Genomic DNA, 17422 nt, shown 5'->3' on the forward strand with positions numbered 1-17422 from the left:
TTTGTTGCGTTCATGGCGGCACACGCCATTTAGAAATCTCCCCACAACCGCATACCTTCTGCGTTATTGTTCATGACGGCACACGTCATTTAGAAAGCTGATCATGCGTCTCAATTTCTTGATACACAGTTCATGACGGCACACGTCATTTAGAAATGCCGACTCTAAAGTTACTGTTACTAATGACTGTTCATGACGGCACACGTCATTTAGAAAATAGCTAGTCCTCTATCAAATATAAATCTGTAGTTCATGACGGCACACGTCATTTAGAAAAAGGTAGGTCAAAGAGGAATCGAGGAGTTCACAGCCATGTAGGCAGCTTAATTTTGATTACTAACACACAACCTCTCTTTAAATTTCCGAATAGAAAATATAATCTGATGTGAACTTACTTATAGTGAAATTCTAATGCGCGGTGTTTACCTCATTACCAATGATGATCCTCTCCAATTATTACTAGAAAAATTAAATGCAGCATTGGGGACAGGGCATATTGCCATTTTGCAATATCGCCGTAAAAAAGTAGCGAAATTAGATCAACCAACCGAAGTCGAACAAATCAAAAGCCTTTGTGAAAAATACCAAGTTCCATTTGTGATTAATGATGATTTGGCAATGGCGGAAAAATTTGGTTTAGGAGTTCATCTTGGGCAGTCAGATGGTGAAATTACCGAAGCGACTCAACGTTTAGCGCAAGATGTCATTATTGGGCGTACTTGTCTCAACTCATTAGAGCTGGCTGACAAAGCAATTGCCGATGGGGCAAGCTATGTTGCATTTGGTGCTGTATATGCAACGGCGACCAAGCCTGAAGCAGGAAATGTTGGCATAGAGGTTATTCAACAAGCCAAACAAAAATATCATGTGCCCATTTGTGCAATTGGTGGTCTAACCGTGGAAAATTCTCAAGCGGTGATTGATGCGGGGGCGAGCCTTTGTGCGGTGATTAGTGATATATTAGGACGATCAACAGCCGAAATTCCTGCTCGTGTAGACGCATGGGCAAAGTTATTTGCATAATTTTTTCATTCGCCTTGTGGAACAGCAGTCGTTCCTCATTTTCGATTTAGGTTGAGTCTTTTATGAGTTTATCTCCAAAGCAAGAACAGTTATTTAAACAAGCAAATAAACATATTCCGGGCGGTGTAAATTCGCCTGTACGTGCATTTAACGGTGTTGGTGGTACGCCTGTCTTTATTGAAAAGGCAAAAGGTGCGTACTTATGGGATGTAGATGGCAAGCAGTATGTCGATTATGTTGGTTCATGGGGACCGATGATTTTAGGCCATGCGCATCCTGATATTATCCAAGCAGTCCAAACTGCGGCTGAAGATGGTCTGAGTTTTGGTGCCCCAACGGTCCACGAAACCACTTTAGCAGACACGATTTGCGAGATCATGCCTTCAATTGAAATGGTTCGTATGACCAGTTCAGGTACAGAAGCAACCATGACCGCAATTCGTTTGGCACGTGGTTATACAGGTCGTGACAAAATCGTGAAATTTGAAGGCTGCTATCACGGTCATTCAGATTCATTATTAGTGAAAGCAGGTTCTGGTTTACTGACTTTAGGTGAAGGCGAACCAACATCGAAAGGTGTGCCAGCCGATTTTGCTAAACATACCTTAACTTTACCGTATAACAATATTGAAGCTTTGAAAGAATGCTTTGCTAAGTTTGGTCATGAGATCGCAGGGGTAATCATTGAACCTGTGGCAGGTAATATGAATTTAGTTACCCCAATTGAAGGCTTCTTACAAGCGATTCGCGATGTCTGTGATGAATACAAATCTGTGTTTATTATTGATGAAGTGATGACTGGTTTCCGTGTTGCTTTAGGCGGCGCTCAGTCGGTTTATAACGTAAAACCTGATTTGACCACCTTAGGTAAAATTATTGGTGCGGGCTTACCTGTCGGTGCTTTCGGCGGTAAACGTGAAATCATGGAATGCATCGCACCTTTAGGCGGGGTTTATCAAGCAGGTACATTGTCGGGCAATCCATTGGCAATGCGTGCGGGTATCGCCATGTTCAAGCATTTACGCGAAGCTGATTTCTATGCAAAACTTGCTGCGCAGTTAGAAAAATTGTTGACTGGTTTACAAGCTGCGGCAGATGAAGTGGGTATTCCATTTAAGACCCAACAAGTCGGTGGTATGTTTGGTTTGTATTTCACCGATCAAGAGGACATTACCAGCTTTGATTCCATGTTGGCGTGTGATGTCGAAGCATTTAAGAAATTCTTCCATGGCATGTTAAAGCGTGGTGTTTACCTTGCGCCATCTGCATTTGAAGCAGGATTTATTTCGTCGATGCATTCTGATCAGGATATTGCTGATACTATTCAGGCAGCAAAAGAAACCTTTGCTGAAATGAAATAACGCTATGATGCCTACATAAGCCCGATTTTTTCGGGCTTTTTTAATGGAATAGATTTAGGTTGATCTGAATAAAAATAGACCTTAATCGATTTAGAATAATCAATAATCGGAATGCAATCTTACTGAGTTCCCAGTTATTTGTATGATAAACCACAACTAGGAACAGCAAAGTTAAATAATCTTTACTGTACCGCAAGATAAAATAATGCTTGAATAGTAAACTATATTTGCGCTTATCTTTAGCTGCCTCAAAGCCTTAACGTTTTGGTTTGTGCAAGCTTTAGATGGCGCTTCTATGGATCATATTTTAAATAAGCTTTTGATAAAAACTCATAGGAATGGAGTAATAATGAAAACTAAACATTATTTAACTGCGGCGGATGTGGAAATTCTGGTTGATACAGCATTGCATTATGCGACCGAGCATGATTTTAATGTCAGCGTTGCCGTTGTCGATGACGGTGGAACATTGTTGATGATGAAGCGTATGGATGGTGCATCGGTATTATCGACACAGATTTGCCAAGAAAAAGCCCACTCTGCTGCGGTCAGTCGTAGGGCAACCAAAGTATCAGAAGATCTGATTCGCGATGGTAAAATCGGCTTTTTAACGGTTAATGCAGCAAAAGGCATGTTAGAAGGCGGTGAGCCGATTGTCTATCAAGGGCAGGTTGTCGGAGCTGTTGGTGTTTCAGGTGTGCAATCTTTTCAGGATGCAGAAATTGCCCAGTATGCGATTCAACAATTTCTAGAGCAACAGGCCTAAATTATCGTTTAAATTCGATTCTGGATGAAATATCGAGAGAAACACGAAAAAAATCAGTAAAAATACGTGTCATGCATTGTAATTCAGCGCCAAGCTTTTTATGATTGCCCGCTTGTTTTCATCCAGTCGTTGGAAAGCTACCTTGAATGATTTTCTAAGTGAACATTTGATTCATCGTGATGAAGATTTTATGGTCATCCATAAACCAGCAGGCTTACTCACAGTACCGGGTAAAACTGCTGATTTACAAGATTGTTTGATCAATCGTTTACTAGAATTAGAAGCAAAAACGTTGCTCATCCATCGTTTAGATCGAGATACTTCAGGTATCTTAGTGTTTGGCTTATCTAAGTTTGGTCAAAGCACCATTTCACGTCAATTTCAAGATCGTCAAACCTCAAAAATTTATCAAGCATTGGTGGCTGGACATTTACAAGGTCAGGGCACAGTTGATATTCCTGTGATTTATGATCCAACTCGGCCACCACTTCATATCGTCGATGCCTCATATCACAAACCTGCATTAACCGAATGGCAAGCGATTGAGCATTTTGAAATTCAAGGGCAACCAGTTACACGTGTTAAACTGACGCCAATTACAGGGCGTTCACATCAGCTTCGCGTACATATGCAATATTTGGGTCATCCTATTCTTGGCGATACATTATATGCCACAGCACAACAGCAACAGCTTTATGCGCGTTTATGTTTACATGCAACGCAATTGAGCTTTGCTCACCCTAAAACAGGTGCAACACTCACTTTTGATTGTCCTGTACCGTTTTAGCAGTAGATTTTTTGATTAAATAGGATGTAGAGCACGCCATTTGAGTTTGCTTTATGTCAAAATATTGGGGTTATTAGGTGGTTCAATCACACCATAATACCAAACTTAAAACTACATAAAATAGCTTAAACTTTCGTCGGTTTAACGCATACAATATGTAGGCTAACATGAGATAAAGGTGGAATAAATTGCAGCAGTTTGCTATTGGTCAACGTTGGTTATCAGATACAGAAACTGAACTTGGTTTAGGTGTTCTTATTGATGTAGATGAACGTTCTATCAGCATTTTATTTCCAAAGAGTGATGAGACCCGTGTTTATGCACGCAATAATGCACCTTTGTCTCGGATCATCTTTAATGTCAAAGATGAAGTTCAAGACCAAGAAGGCGTTAAATGGATTGTTGAGTCAATCGAAGATCGTCACGGTGTATTGCGTTATGATGTGATTCGCAGCTTAGAAAATGGCGAGCAAGAGCGTAAATCTCTGAATGAAACGCGTATCGGTGCGCAAATCCAGCTTTCAAAACCATTAGAACGTCTGTTAGCTAGTCAGGTCGATTACAAAGAATGGTACGACCTCCGCATTGAATCTATGCTGTTACAAGCGCAAATGCATACCAGCCCATTGCGTGGTTTTCTCGGTGCACGTGTAGGGCTGATTCCGCATCAACTTTATATCGCGCATGAAGTCGGTAAGCGTTTTGCACCACGTGTCTTGTTGGCTGATGAAGTGGGGCTAGGTAAAACCATTGAAGCGGGTTTGATTATGCATCAACAACTAAAAACAGGGCGTTCAGAACGTATCCTGATTTTAGTGCCTGATTCATTGCAATATCAGTGGATGATTGAAATGCGTCGCCGTTTCAATTTGCAATTCTCTTTATTTGATTTGACCCGTACTGCTTCGATCAAAGAACATGATCCTGATCTCAATCCATTTTTAACTGAGCAATGCATTATTGCCAGCGTAGATCTCATGGTTGACCATGAAGATTTACGTGAACAAGCCATCGAAGCTGGTTTCGATTTACTTGTGGTTGATGAAGCACATCATTTAATGTGGAGTGAAGAAGAGGGCGGTAATGATCGTTATGATCTGGTCGAAGAACTTGCAGAACAAACAGCGGGTGTATTATTGCTTACAGCAACACCTGAACAGTTAGGCGTAGAAAGTCATTTTGCCCGTTTACGTTTGCTCGATCCGCAACGTTTTAGTAGCTTAGATCGTTTCCTCGATGAAGAAGAAAAATATCAACATACTGCAAAAATTGCGGAAGTGTTGATGTCAGATGATGCATTGACTGAAGAGCACCTTACGGCACTGGAAAGCTTATTGGGTCATCGTATTGACGATCAGCCTGAACAGCGTATGCGCGCTATTCATGAATTATTAGACCGTCATGGCACAGGTCGTATTTTATTCCGCAACACCCGTGAAGCGATTCAAGGTTTCCCTGGACGTGATTGTCAGCCAGCACCATTGCCAGCGCCAGAAGATTGGTCAATGGATGGTAAAATGCGTGAGCAGATGTGGCCAGAAGAAGGTCAACTTGATGGCGCATGGATGGAAAGTGATCCGCGTGTATCATGGTTGATGGAAGTGCTACGCAAAGATTTAAAACATAAGAAAGTGTTGTTGATTGCACGCAGTGGACCTGTGGTTGAAGCACTTGAAAATGTCTTGCGTTTACATGCAGGTATTCGTACGGCGATGTTCCATGAAGGCATGAGCTTATTGGAACGTGACCAAGCGGCGGCATATTTTGCTGAAGACAGTTATGGTGCTCAAATTCTGTTGTGTTCTGAAATTGGTTCGGAAGGGCGTAATTTCCAATTTGCCAGTGATTTAGTTTTATTTGACTTGCCTTCAAACCCTGACGTGCTTGAACAGCGTATCGGACGTTTAGACCGTATTGGTCAAGAAAATCGTATTCAAATTCATGTGCCGTATTTGATTGGTACTGCGCAAGAGCGTATGTTCCGTTGGTACAACGAGGCGCTCAATATTTTCAGCAGTATTTCACCGACAGCACAAACACTGCAAGAAAACTTCATTATTGAGCTTAAAGACTGTTTGTTGGCGGATCAAGGTCAGACCTTTGAAGATCTACTTGAAGAAGTCAATGTTCAACGTCAAGCCTTAGAAGCTGAGTTACAAGCGGGTCGTGATCGTTTGTTAGAATACAATTCATGTCGCCCTGTGGTGGCACAAGGCATTGTACAAGCACTTGAAGACTATGATGACAATACGACATTGCCAATGTTTGTAAAACGTTTTATGTCATCGACCAATATTGATTTTGATGAGCAAAGCAATGGTACCGTGATCATCAAACCAACTGATCAGATGCAAGTCCAAGGTTTGACTTTAGACGAAGAAGGTATGACCGCAACCTTCTATCGTGATCAGGCACAGATCCGTGAAGACGCACAATACTTGACGCTGGAACATCCATTTATCGAAAGTATGATGGAAATGATCCGTACTCAATCCTTTGGTAGTACTAATGTTGCATTGCTCAAATCGAATGCTTTGAAACAAGGTTCGGTATTGCTTGAAGTTTGGTTTAAAGTGGAAGTGATAGCACCGAAAGCACTAAACTTGCCATCAAGCTTACCAAAGCAATTGATTCGCGTATTGCTCAGTGAAAATGGTCAAGATTTATCTGCCAAAATTGATCCAAGTATCTTACGTCCGTACTTACATCATTTAGATGGCAATAGCTGTCGCCAAGTGGTGAAAGCGCGCCGTGATGTCATCGAAGAGCGCTATGCGCAAGCTTTGGAAATTGCCAAGACATCTTTACCAGAGCTGACTCAACAAGCCAAAGAACACTACGGCAATAAATGGCAATACGAAATCGAGCGTTTAACCTATCTTAAACAGTTCAATCCTAGTATTCGTCAAGATGAAATTGAGCGTTTACAAAAGTTCCAACAAGAGGGATTAGGTTTATTGGATGGTCTTTCTGTAACACCAGAAGCGATTCAGGTTTTGGTGGTGGTAAAGCCTTAAATTTATAGTTTTAATAAAAAAACGAGGGAATACCCTCGTTTTTTTATGCTGAGATAAAATTATTTTTGGTCGATATTGGCTTCCAAGAACCATAAATATTGATCTAAATCTTCCAAAGCAGCATGAATAATATCTTCAGAAATTGGATCTTCAATTTCATCAATGGTGTCACGCAAATGATTTGCCACCACACCATAACGATCGGCAAGTTCTTTTAAGTGATCTTGTACAGCATGTATAGCGACTGGATAAGGTTTTAAATGTGAGCTTTCAGCAACAGTTTGTGTGGTTCCTAGTGCCGTTCCACCAATTTGGACTGCACGTTCTGCAACATTATCCAAATGTGTAATAAGCGAGGTGCGGAACATATCTAACATTTCATGAACCGCGATAAAGTTACTTCCTCGCATATTCCAGTGTGCTTGTTTGGTCAGTAATGATAAATCAATAAGATTGGCAAGAATTTGATTGAGTATTTTAACGGTGGCTTCTTTGATCGAGTCGTCTAAATTATTACGTGTATAAACTTTTAAAGTTTTAGCTGCTGAAGAACTCATAGTTACCTCATTCAATTATAGTAGGGTCAAACAAAGTGAATAAAACCATTATTTCAACTTAGCCTACGCCTAATGATGGGGGATTGAGTGTTTTAATTATTAAGCCTTTTGTAAACTATAGTGAGTATGAATTTTTTTTAAAGTCATTACATCGTCTTAGGTTAATATAGCTAACAAATAGGAATTCAGTGTCGTTGAAAAAATGATGATGAATAAAACGTTGAATTGATGAGATATAATAAATGGAAAATGAAAAAGACCATCCCACTATTGTGATTAATGATCATCCAAAACAAAAAAAGATAGAAGTTTTGAAAGAAAAGCTCCGTTATAAACAAGCTTTGAGAGAGAACGCTAAAAAGATTGATCATAAATTAGTACGGTTGAATATTCAGGCTGATGCTTTGCCAACTAAAACATTCTTTATCATGAATGCTTTGGCAGCTGTAATCGCAGGATATGGTCTATTGGCGAATTCATCAGCTGTGGTGATCGGTGCGATGTTGGTTGCCATGATGTTAGGGCCGATCTCAGCAATCGCATTATCATTTATTGACAATAGATGGATTTTATTTGTTACGGCCCTTAAAACGCTCGTTTTGGGTGTCATGATGATTTTCGGCATCGGGGTTGTACTAGGTCTGATTAATTTTAATATGGCGCTCACCCATGAAATTCTATCGAGGACTCAACCGAATGTTATTGATTTAATGATCGCATTGGCAGGTGGGGCTGCAGGGGCATTTGCAGCAGTGTCACCTCGATTGTCTGTCGCTGTGGTTGGTGTTGCTGTGGCGACGGCGTTAGTTCCACCACTCGTTGCGAGTGGGATTTTATTGGCGCATTGGGATTTACGCAATTCTGCGAATGCTTTTTTATTGGCATTTACCAATATTGTTGCAATTCAAATCAGTTCATCTCTTGTGTTGTGGATTGCAGGCTTTAGACGTGGTTCAGATGAGGAAGTAAAAAGTAATGTATTAGAGTTTATAAAACGCAATGTGATTAGTTTACTTTTTTTGCTGGTATTAACGGTTTATTTAACAGCAAACTTTCTTCACATGATTCAGAAGCAAATGTATGAAACGAAAACAAAAACAGAGATTATTGAGGCTTTAAATAAAAATAATAATATTATTGATAAGATTCAGTTCGATTCACGCGACCAACACACGTTAGCTCGCGTGGTTATACAAGGTGATACTGCACCCTCATCTGATGAGATCAAAAAGTTGAATCAAGTCCTACCCAATGATCTAAAAAAGATGCCAACTATTGTACAAATACGATTTATACCTGTACAGATTATTCAAGCACATGACGAAGTTAAGATCAAATTGAGTGATCGAGAAGCAAAGCGATTAATCACGAAGTAACTAAAAAGTATTTTGGAATTTATCTAATGCTCGCCTCATCCAAATGACGTGCGCCCTCTAAAATCATACGAATCATCACCATGGTTTGTTCTGCAACTTCTAGACGTTGTTCGGCAGGCAGATCAAGAACTTTTGCCCCCATATTGAAAACCAATTGGGTGATGGCTTTCGCAGCAATATCCGCATGGCTGATTTTACTGTTATTCATTTGCTCCAAACGAATCAGATCTTCTTGTAATTCTTGTTGAAAAAAAATCAACTGGCGATCAACTGCGGCTTTATAAGAGGTCGAACCTGTATAACTCTCACGAAGTAATAAGCTGAGATTGCCTTCATCGGCATCGAGTTGCTGAATAAACACTTCGACTGAGCTGCGAATAATGCTTTGCTGTAACACCGCTTTTAATCGTGCTTCACGAATAATTTTACGCAAAACCAAGCCCGCTCGATCAATTAAGGCAATCGCGAGTTCATCAATATCCTTAAAATGACGATAAAAACTATTGGGTGCAATCGCTGCTTCACGTGCAATTTCTCGAAGACTGAGTGATGAAATGCTTTTTTGTGGACCGATTAAATTTAAAGTTGCTTGAAATAATTCTTCTTTGGTAATCGTCGCTTTTCGCCCAACAGTACGGATGGGATGTTTAACTGGATTGACATCTTGTTGCGCTAATGTGTCATGAGTTGGTGCTGTCAAAGAAGAATGAACCATTGTTGTCAAAATATAAGTGAGCTAGTTCAGAGTATAGCGGTTGTCTGTGAACTTGTGAAATACAAATTATTATACACATGTATATATACAAATATATATACATGTGTATAATAATTAAAAAACAACCAGAGTAACTGCTCATGTATGCAACCGAAAAGAGAAATTCTCTATTCAATTCATTGGCTCAAAGCGTAATGAACAGCCATGACGCCAATTTTTGGTTACAGAAAATCAATCCATTATGGTCGATTAATCAACCTTTAGCCAAAGTCGTAAAAAAACAAATCGTGGCGAAAGATACCGTGAGTCTTATTTTGCAGTGCAATCGTCATGTAAAGCGTGGTGTAGCAGGTCAGCATCATCCGATTACGGTTGAGATCGCTGGTCGTCATTACGAACGTACTTATAGTTTGATGCAATTAGATGAAGATAATCTTTGTTTAACGGTTAAAAAGGTTGATCAAGGAATCGTGAGCTCTTGGTTGGTTGAACAAAGTAAAATTGGAGATATTCTGTATTTCGGTCAACCGTATGGTGAAATGCAACGCCATCATATCCTAACCCCTCATTTATTACTTTTAGCAGCAGGTAGTGGCATTACTCCCATGTTGAGTCTGATTGAGGAAATGTGCCAATCAAAACAACTTGTGCGTATGCCAGTTCAACTGATGTATTGGGTGAAAACGCATGAAGATGCAGCTTATGCTGAATATTTAAAAGAAGTTGCTGAAAATTTTCCAAATTTTAGTTATCAAATTTTTTATACCCAAGAACAAGATCAACGCTTAAACCAAAGCCATGTAGCGCAATTCACGACTTTAAATGAAACCACAGTATATGCATGTGGGCCATCAGGATTTGCAGCGACAGCGGAAACATTGTTTGCAGATGCGGCCTCGATTCAGACAGAAGCATTTAGTTTGAGTCAATTTGATGTTGATGCAAATGATACGGGCTTTATTAATGTTCGATTGACCCAGTCCAATAAGACTGTGGCAATTCCAAAAGGCCAATCGATCTTAGCGAGTTTGGAACAACAAGGCATTAAGCCAAATCACGGCTGTCGTATGGGAATCTGTAATAAATGCGCCTGTAGTAAAGCGCAAGGTGCAACCAAAAATCTTCTCAATGGTTCAGCAAATCATGAACCTGCTCAGTTATTAAAAATTTGTGTAAATTCGGCTCAATCAGATCTTGTGATTGATCTATAAGCGAGAAAATGATTATGAATATGCCTGTTAAAATTGAATATTTTAAAAATCCTAAAAACCGTGATTTGACTGCCGCAGAGTTAGATGATTTTGCACGTGAGCTGGATCAAATCAAACAAGAGGTCTTGAATGATTTAGGTGAAAAAGATGCCAAATATATCCGTCGAGTCTATTCTTCTATTCGTTATAGCAGCATATTAGGGCGTGCTTTGTTATTCGCTGGTTGGTTTCCGCCGGCATGGTTATTGGGTACAGGTTTATTGGGCTTTGCCAAAATCATGGAGAATATGGAGCTGGGTCATAATGTGATGCATGGCCAATATGACTGGATGAATGATCCAAAATTCAATGGTCAGACCTATGAGTGGGACACTGTAGGAACATCAGACAATTGGCGACAAACGCATAATTTTAAGCATCATACTTACACCAATGTGAAAGGGATGGATGAGGATGTTGGCTATGGTGTGTTTCGTCTGTTTCCCGAACAACGTTGGTCGAAACTTACTTTGATTCAACCTTTGTACATCGCGCCATTTAGCTTGTTATTTCAATGGGGCGTTGCGATTCAAAACCTTGAACTAGGTAAAGTGATATACAAGCGCAAATCAGTCGCGCAATTAAAGCGTGAATGGCAGCCAGCGCAAAAGAAAATCATGAAGCAAATGTTTAAAGATTATGTGTTTTTCCCATTGATTGCAGGGCCTTCGGCAATTCCTGTTTTTGCAGGTAACTTGGTTGCCAATGGGATTCGTAATGTTTGGACATTCAGTATTATTTTTTGTGGTCACTTCACCAAAGATGTCGAAGTTTTTCCTAAAGCTATTTTACAAAATGAAAGCCGTGGACATTGGTATATGCGTCAGATTCGTGGCTCATCCAATTTAACGGGTTCAGAAGCTTTTCATATTTTGACAGGTCATTTAAGTCATCAGATTGAACATCATTTATTTCCAGATATTCCTGCACGTCGCTATCGCCAAATTGCACCGAAAGTTCAGGCTGTCTGCGAAAAATATGGCTTAAATTATAATAACGCGAGCTTTGTGAAACAGTTCGGTGAAGTGGTTGGGCGTATTTTTAAATATGCATTGCCGTTTAAAAAATAAGTTTTGAACCAAAAAAAGCCCTGAGTTTAATTGCCTCGGGGCTTTTTTTATTTAGAGCGTTTTACAGGGTCATCTTGTGATTATTTAAACTGAATCGTTCCATTGGCATTCACAATAATTTTAGATTCGCCTGCTGCCATATCTTGTGCAGGAGCTGCTTCTGCCATCGCTGCAAATTTTGGCATCGCGCCGCGCATAATCGGCTGCGGGAAATAATTACTGGTATTTAGATTTAAACTCACCAGATTATATTGCGCTTTATTCCAAGCTTGGCTAATTGCTTGTGCGCGTTGCTGGAAGTTTTTAGATGCCTCAATCATCAATTCATTTTCAACTTTTTTACGTTGCTCATCTGAGACGGTAAAGTTGATGGATTGAGTTTGGAAGTTTTGTTGTAATTCACTGATCAGCTGACTAGCAGCTTTAAAGTCTTTACTTTCAAGTTGGATTTCAGCACGAGCTCGCCATTCTTTGAGTTTTCTGCTGTCATTGTCATAAACTGGATAGGTACTTTGTGCACCCGTTTCTACTTTGACTTGTGTATATTTGCGAGAAATTGCTTGTGCTTGATTCATCAGTTGATTGATTTGATTTGATAGCTCAGCAGGTTGTTTATGGCTTTTCTCAATATAGAGAACAGCTCGCATTTCATCATTCGCCACTTGACGTGAAGCATCGGCTTGAATATTGACAATGTTATAGTTTATTTTTTCTGGCTCATGGGCAAAAAGAGTTGGACTCAGTGTTGCTCCAAGCATCATGGTCATGAGAGCTAAAGTACGCATAAAAAATCCTTGGAATTTAGTATCAAAAATTTATTTTTACATGTTCGATATTAAAAAGAAGTCATGGAAAATATCTGCACATTTTGTGGGGTATTTGTAATATCTGTGTAGTATCTTGCAAACGAGAAATAAAATACAAATCTTTTATAAATTAGTATCTTAATTAATCATATTTTACCATTTATCTAAAAATAATTTTCTGGTTAAAAAAAGCTTACTTTCTTTCGCTTGTCACATAGTATGATGATAATTCATCATACTTAATTGAAAGAACTTTTTTTTCAATAATATTAGATCAGTGTAAGGCATAAAAAGTATTTCTTTTCTCTAAAAATTAGGTATCATCTCGCTCCTAGTTGAAAGATATAAAACATTGTGTCTGCACTAGATTCTAACAAGCACCGAGTCCTACGACCGCAAGTCACCAGACTTATTTCTTTTACCCATATCAGAGATGGTAATTCGATATGAGCGTTACTTCCGTAAATCCTGCCGCTAATGCAACCAACGAATATTATTTGACTCGCCAAAGTCAGATGGAATCAAATGTTCGTAGTTATCCTCGTAAACTACCGTTGGCAATAGCAAAAGCGCAAGGCTGCTGGGTTACTGATGTTGAAGGTACAGAGTACCTTGATTGTCTAGCTGGGGCAGGAACATTGGCTTTAGGTCATAATCATCCTGCGGTGATTCAAAGTATTCAAGATACATTGGCAAGTGGTTTGCCATTACATACTTTAGATTTAACGACTCCTTTAAAAGATGCGTTTACAGAAGCACTTTTGGCATATTTGCCAGGTGGTAAAGAAGAATATTGCTTACAGTTTTGTGGACCTACAGGCGCAGATGCGACTGAAGCAGCCATTAAACTCGCAAAAACTTATACTGGTCGTAGTTCTGTGATCAGCTTCTCTGGCGGTTACCATGGTATGACTCATGGTGCGTTGGCGATGACGGGTAATTTGAGTGCAAAAAATGCGGTCAATGGTTTAATGCCGGGCGTACAATTTATGCCTTATCCGCATGAGTACCGCTGCCCACTTGGTTTGGGTGGTGAAGCTGGTGTTGATGCTTTAACTTACTATTTTGAAAACTTCATCGAAGATGTTGAAAGTGGCGTAACTAAACCTGCTGCAGTGATCCTTGAAGCGATCCAAGGCGAAGGTGGCGTGGTCGCTGCACCTGTAAAATGGTTGCAAAAAATTCGTGAAGTGACTGAAAAGCACAATATCGTTTTAATTTTGGATGAAGTTCAAGCTGGTTTTGCACGTTCGGGTCAAATGTTTGCCTTTGAACAAGCAGGGATTGAGCCTGATGTTGTCGTGATGTCAAAAGCTGTGGGTGGTAGCTTACCGCTTGCGGTATTGGGTATTAAACGTAAGTTTGATGCTTGGCAGCCAGGTACGCATTCAGGGACTTTCCGTGGTAATCAACTCGCAATGGGTACGGGATTAGCATCACTTCAAGTGATCAAGGAACAAAACCTTGCCCAAAATGCACAACAGCGTGGTGATTTCTTACAAACAGAGCTGAAGAAACTTGCTCAAGAATTCCCATGTATTGGTAATGTGCGTGGTCGTGGTTTAATGATTGGTATTGAGATCGTTGACGAACGTAAAGCAGCAGATCATATGGGTTCTCTTCCTGCGGATGCGCAGTTAGCAGCAGCGATTCAAACGGCATGTTTCAACAATAAATTATTGCTTGAAAAAGGTGGTCGCAATGGTACGGTTATCCGTTTACTTTGCCCATTGATCATCAATCAAGATGAATGTGTTGAAGTTATTGCTCGCTTCAAAAAAGCGATTGCTGAAGCATTAAAAGCAGTGCGAGGCTGATTCATGGTTGATTTTGCAGAACATCGTAAAGCGTTACTCTGCAATGATGCTCAATCCATTGCTGACTATCAGTCAGCAATGGGCGAAGCGGTCGAAGCCGTTTCAGCATGGTTGCAAAGTGATAAAATGTACACCGGTGGAAGCATTAAAGATTTGCGTGCAGCAATTTCTTTTAATCCATCGAAACAAGGTTTAGGTGTACAACAATCATTACAACGTATGGTTGAGCTTTTTCTAAATAAAAGTTTAAAAGTACATCATCCGCACTCATTAGCACATTTACACTGCCCAACCATGGTCACCAGCCAAATTGCGGAAGTGTTGATCAATGCGACTAACCAATCAATGGATTCATGGGATCAAAGCCCAGCGGGTTCATTGATGGAAGTGCAGTTGATTGACTGGCTTCGTCAAAAAGTCGGTTATGGTGCAGGTCAAGCAGGCGTGTTCACTTCTGGTGGTACACAGTCGAACTTGATGGGTGTCTTACTTGCGCGTGACTGGTGTATCTCAAAAAACTGGAAAGACGAAAATGGCAAGCCATGGTCTGTACAGCGTGATGGTATTCCAGCCGATGCAATGAAAAATGTCAAAGTCATTTGTTCTGAAAATGCACACTTTTCTGTGCAAAAGAACATGGCAATGATGGGTATGGGCTTCCAGTCGGTTGTAACCGTTCCTGTGAACGAAAATGCACAAATGGATGTCGATGCGTTAGAAAAAACTATGGCGCATCTTCAATCTGAAGGTAAAATTGTCGCGTGTGTTGTTGCTACAGCAGGTACAACCGATGCAGGTGCAATTGATCCACTCAAGAAAATTCGTGAAATTGCCACCAAATATGGTACATGGATGCATATTGATGCGGCTTGGGGCGGTGCACTGTTACTTTCGAACGACCATCGTGCAATGCTTGACGGTATAGAGTTATCAGACTCTATCACGCTTGATTTCCATAAGCATTATTTCCAAAGCATTAGCTGTGGTGCTTTCTTATTGAAAGACGAAGCAAACTATCGCTTTATGCATTATGAAGCAGAATATCTGAACTCTGCTTATGATGAAGAACATGGCGTACCGAACCTTGTGTCTAAATCATTACAAACGACGCGTCGTTTCGATGCGTTGAAATTGTGGATGACGGTTGAAGCATTGGGTGAAGAACTTTATGGTTCGATGATCGATCATGGTGTGAAATTGACGCGTGAGGTTGCTGACTATATTAAAGCGACCAATGGTCTTGAATTGTTGATTGAACCTCAATTCGCTTCGGTGCTGTTCCGTGTTGTGCCTGAAGGCTATCCTGCTGAATTCATAGATAGCTTAAATCAAAATGTTGCAGATGAATTATTTGCACGTGGTGAGGCGAATATTGGTGTGACGAAGGTTGGTCAAGTTCAATCATTGAAAATGACGACTTTAAGCCCAGTGGCAACGCTTGAGAATGTACAAAACTTGCTTTCATTGGTATTGATTGAGACTGATCGTATTAAAGATGCGATTGTTGCAGGAACGTATGTTTCAGCGCTCGATTAATCATTGAATCGATTGAAAAAGGCACAGATATCTGTGCCTTTTTCATTTTTGGAGGTGAAGGGCGATTGAAGTTGCCAAATTTTTGGTGCATTGCATTGTGATAAAAAATAGCTAAACTAGAAAAAACTGCAAATAATTTACAACTAAAATTGATCATCATCAAAGCGTCATAAAGCTGTAACTTTATTGTCATATTATCTATTCAAAATGCAGTTAACCAAAGTGCAACACTTAAATCCAAAAAGAGTTGTAATTCAAATTGCATAAATGAGAGAGAAATAGAATGCGCTTAAATCCACGTCAAATCGCACTTGCTATAACATTTGCTGGGGTAGCTGTAGCATCCACTGCACATGCAGCTCGTGATACTATTCAGATTGCTGGTTCTTCAACTGTACTGCCTTTTTCAAGTATTGCAGCGGAAGAGTTTGGTAATACGTTCCCACAGTTCAAAACTCCTGTAGTCGGTTCTGGCGGTTCTTCAGGCGGTTTGAAACAATTCTGTCAAGGTGTTGGCGACAACACGATTGATATTGCAAACTCTTCACGTCCGATGCGCAGCAACGAACTTCCAGCTTGTGCGAAAGCAGGTGTGAATAAGATTCATGAAATCAAAATTGGTTATGACGGGATTGTTTTTGCATCAAATATTAAGAAAGCAGAGTTTAAATTAAAGCCATACCATGTCTTCACTGCGATTGCAGCAGAGTTACCATCAAATGGTAAAATGGTTCCAAACCCATATACACATTGGAATCAAATCGACAAAACACTTCCAAATGAACCTATTACTTTGGTCATCCCAGGTTCTAACCATGGTACGCGTGAAGTATTCCAAGAAAAAATGGTTGATGCAGGCTGTAATGCTTACGAACAGATTAAAAACTTAGATAAAGATGCGCACAAGAAAGCATGTACGACTTTCCGTCAAGGCGGACGTGTGATCGAAATCGCGGGTGATTATACCGAAACATTGGCTCGTTTGAAAACTTCTCCAAGTGCGGTAGGTGTTTTTGGTTTGAGTTTCTATGATCAAAACCGTGACAAATTACGTGTAGCAAAAGTAAACAATATCGTACCAACAGAAGCAGCGATTTTAAGTGGTAAATATCCTGTATCACGTCCTTTATTCTTCTATGTAAAAGGCGAGCATTTACAATCAGTGAAAGGTTTACCGCAGTTTGTTGAGTTCTTCTTGAACAAGAAGACTTCTGGTAAAGGTTCAAAATTAGAACGAGCGGGTTTAATTCCTTTGTCTGATGCTGAACGCGCAAAAATCCTTGCCGACTTTAAAGCTGGTAAAGTATTTAAGTAATATTGGTGTTAATAGAGGCTGATGGT

At 40.1% G+C, this 17422-nt stretch carries 14 protein-coding genes and 1 CRISPR repeat array (1 of these 15 only partly in view); of the genes, 11 read left to right on the forward strand and 3 right to left on the reverse strand.

The annotated features are described in order from the left end of the window. Nucleotides 1–276: direct repeats of the CRISPR family, unit length 28 nt; unit sequence GTTCATGGCGGCACACGCCATTTAGAAA (it extends 2213 nt beyond the left edge of the window). Between the two features lie 135 nt (nt 277–411). The 5 genes from thiE (at nt 412) to rapA (ending at nt 6954) form a co-directional block, all read left to right on the forward strand. Further along, entirely contained in the window at nt 412–1023 is a 612-nt protein-coding gene (gene thiE / locus EAH57_RS07600) for a thiamine phosphate synthase (protein WP_005197801.1), read from the forward strand. 62 nt (nt 1024–1085) lie between these two features. Further along, entirely contained in the window at nt 1086–2384 is a 1299-nt protein-coding gene (gene hemL, locus EAH57_RS07605) for a glutamate-1-semialdehyde 2,1-aminomutase (RefSeq protein ID WP_121929535.1), read from the forward strand. Nucleotides 2385–2733: 349 nt separating this feature from the next. After that, entirely contained in the window at nt 2734–3150 is a 417-nt protein-coding gene (locus EAH57_RS07610) for a GlcG/HbpS family heme-binding protein (RefSeq protein ID WP_121929536.1), read from the forward strand. A 142-nt stretch (nt 3151–3292) separates the two neighbouring features. Continuing rightward, on the forward strand, nt 3293–3937 hold the full coding sequence (locus EAH57_RS07615) for an RluA family pseudouridine synthase (protein WP_171407411.1): 645 nt from the start codon (nt 3293–3295) through the stop codon (nt 3935–3937). A 188-nt stretch (nt 3938–4125) separates the two neighbouring features. Beyond that, nucleotides 4126–6954 carry an RNA polymerase-associated protein RapA gene (gene rapA, locus EAH57_RS07620; RefSeq protein ID WP_121929538.1) on the forward strand — a complete coding sequence of 943 codons (2829 nt, stop codon included), beginning with the start codon at nt 4126–4128 and terminating at the stop codon, nt 6952–6954. A gap of 59 nt (nt 6955–7013) precedes the next feature. Here the strand turns inward: rapA and dps are convergent, their stop codons facing one another. Next, entirely contained in the window at nt 7014–7511 is a 498-nt protein-coding gene (dps, locus tag EAH57_RS07625) for a DNA starvation/stationary phase protection protein Dps (RefSeq protein WP_005197794.1), read from the reverse strand. Between the two features lie 242 nt (nt 7512–7753). On the opposite strand from dps, the gene EAH57_RS07630 reads away from it, so the two are divergent. Continuing rightward, the gene (locus tag EAH57_RS07630) at nt 7754–8887 is read left to right on the forward strand and encodes a TIGR00341 family protein (protein WP_121929539.1); all 1134 of its coding nucleotides are present in this window, start codon (nt 7754–7756) and stop codon (nt 8885–8887) included. Between the two features lie 19 nt (nt 8888–8906). Here the strand turns inward: EAH57_RS07630 and fabR are convergent, their stop codons facing one another. Then, entirely contained in the window at nt 8907–9602 is a 696-nt protein-coding gene (fabR, locus tag EAH57_RS07635; RefSeq protein WP_121929540.1) for an HTH-type transcriptional repressor FabR, read from the reverse strand. A gap of 140 nt (nt 9603–9742) precedes the next feature. Here fabR and EAH57_RS07640 point away from each other — a divergent pair, with 140 nt between their 5' ends. Then, on the forward strand, nt 9743–10813 hold the full coding sequence (locus tag EAH57_RS07640) for a ferredoxin reductase (RefSeq protein WP_121929541.1): 1071 nt from the start codon (nt 9743–9745) through the stop codon (nt 10811–10813). A gap of 14 nt (nt 10814–10827) precedes the next feature. After that, the gene (locus tag EAH57_RS07645; protein ID WP_121929696.1) at nt 10828–11922 is read left to right on the forward strand and encodes a fatty acid desaturase family protein; all 1095 of its coding nucleotides are present in this window, start codon (nt 10828–10830) and stop codon (nt 11920–11922) included. Nucleotides 11923–12002: 80 nt separating this feature from the next. Here EAH57_RS07645 and EAH57_RS07650 read toward each other — a convergent pair whose 3' ends face one another. Further along, nucleotides 12003–12707, reverse strand: a complete 705-nt coding sequence (locus tag EAH57_RS07650) for an SIMPL domain-containing protein (protein ID WP_121929542.1) — start codon at nt 12705–12707, stop codon at nt 12003–12005. 467 nt (nt 12708–13174) lie between these two features. On the opposite strand from EAH57_RS07650, the gene EAH57_RS07655 reads away from it, so the two are divergent. The 3 genes from EAH57_RS07655 to EAH57_RS07665 all read left to right on the forward strand — a co-directional run bounded on the left by EAH57_RS07655 (nt 13175) and on the right by EAH57_RS07665 (nt 17396). Continuing rightward, nucleotides 13175–14545, forward strand: a complete 1371-nt coding sequence (locus EAH57_RS07655) for a diaminobutyrate--2-oxoglutarate transaminase (protein WP_121929543.1) — start codon at nt 13175–13177, stop codon at nt 14543–14545. A 3-nt stretch (nt 14546–14548) separates the two neighbouring features. Continuing rightward, complete coding sequence (locus tag EAH57_RS07660; RefSeq protein WP_121929544.1) at nt 14549–16081, forward strand: pyridoxal phosphate-dependent decarboxylase family protein; 1533 nt, start codon at nt 14549–14551, stop codon at nt 16079–16081. Between the two features lie 283 nt (nt 16082–16364). Further along, nucleotides 16365–17396, forward strand: a complete 1032-nt coding sequence (locus tag EAH57_RS07665; protein WP_121929545.1) for a substrate-binding domain-containing protein — start codon at nt 16365–16367, stop codon at nt 17394–17396. Nucleotides 17397–17422 lie beyond the last annotated feature (26 nt).

It is taken from the genome of Acinetobacter sp. 2JN-4 (genome assembly GCF_003687745.1).
GTDB lineage: Bacteria > Pseudomonadota > Gammaproteobacteria > Pseudomonadales > Moraxellaceae > Acinetobacter > Acinetobacter halotolerans.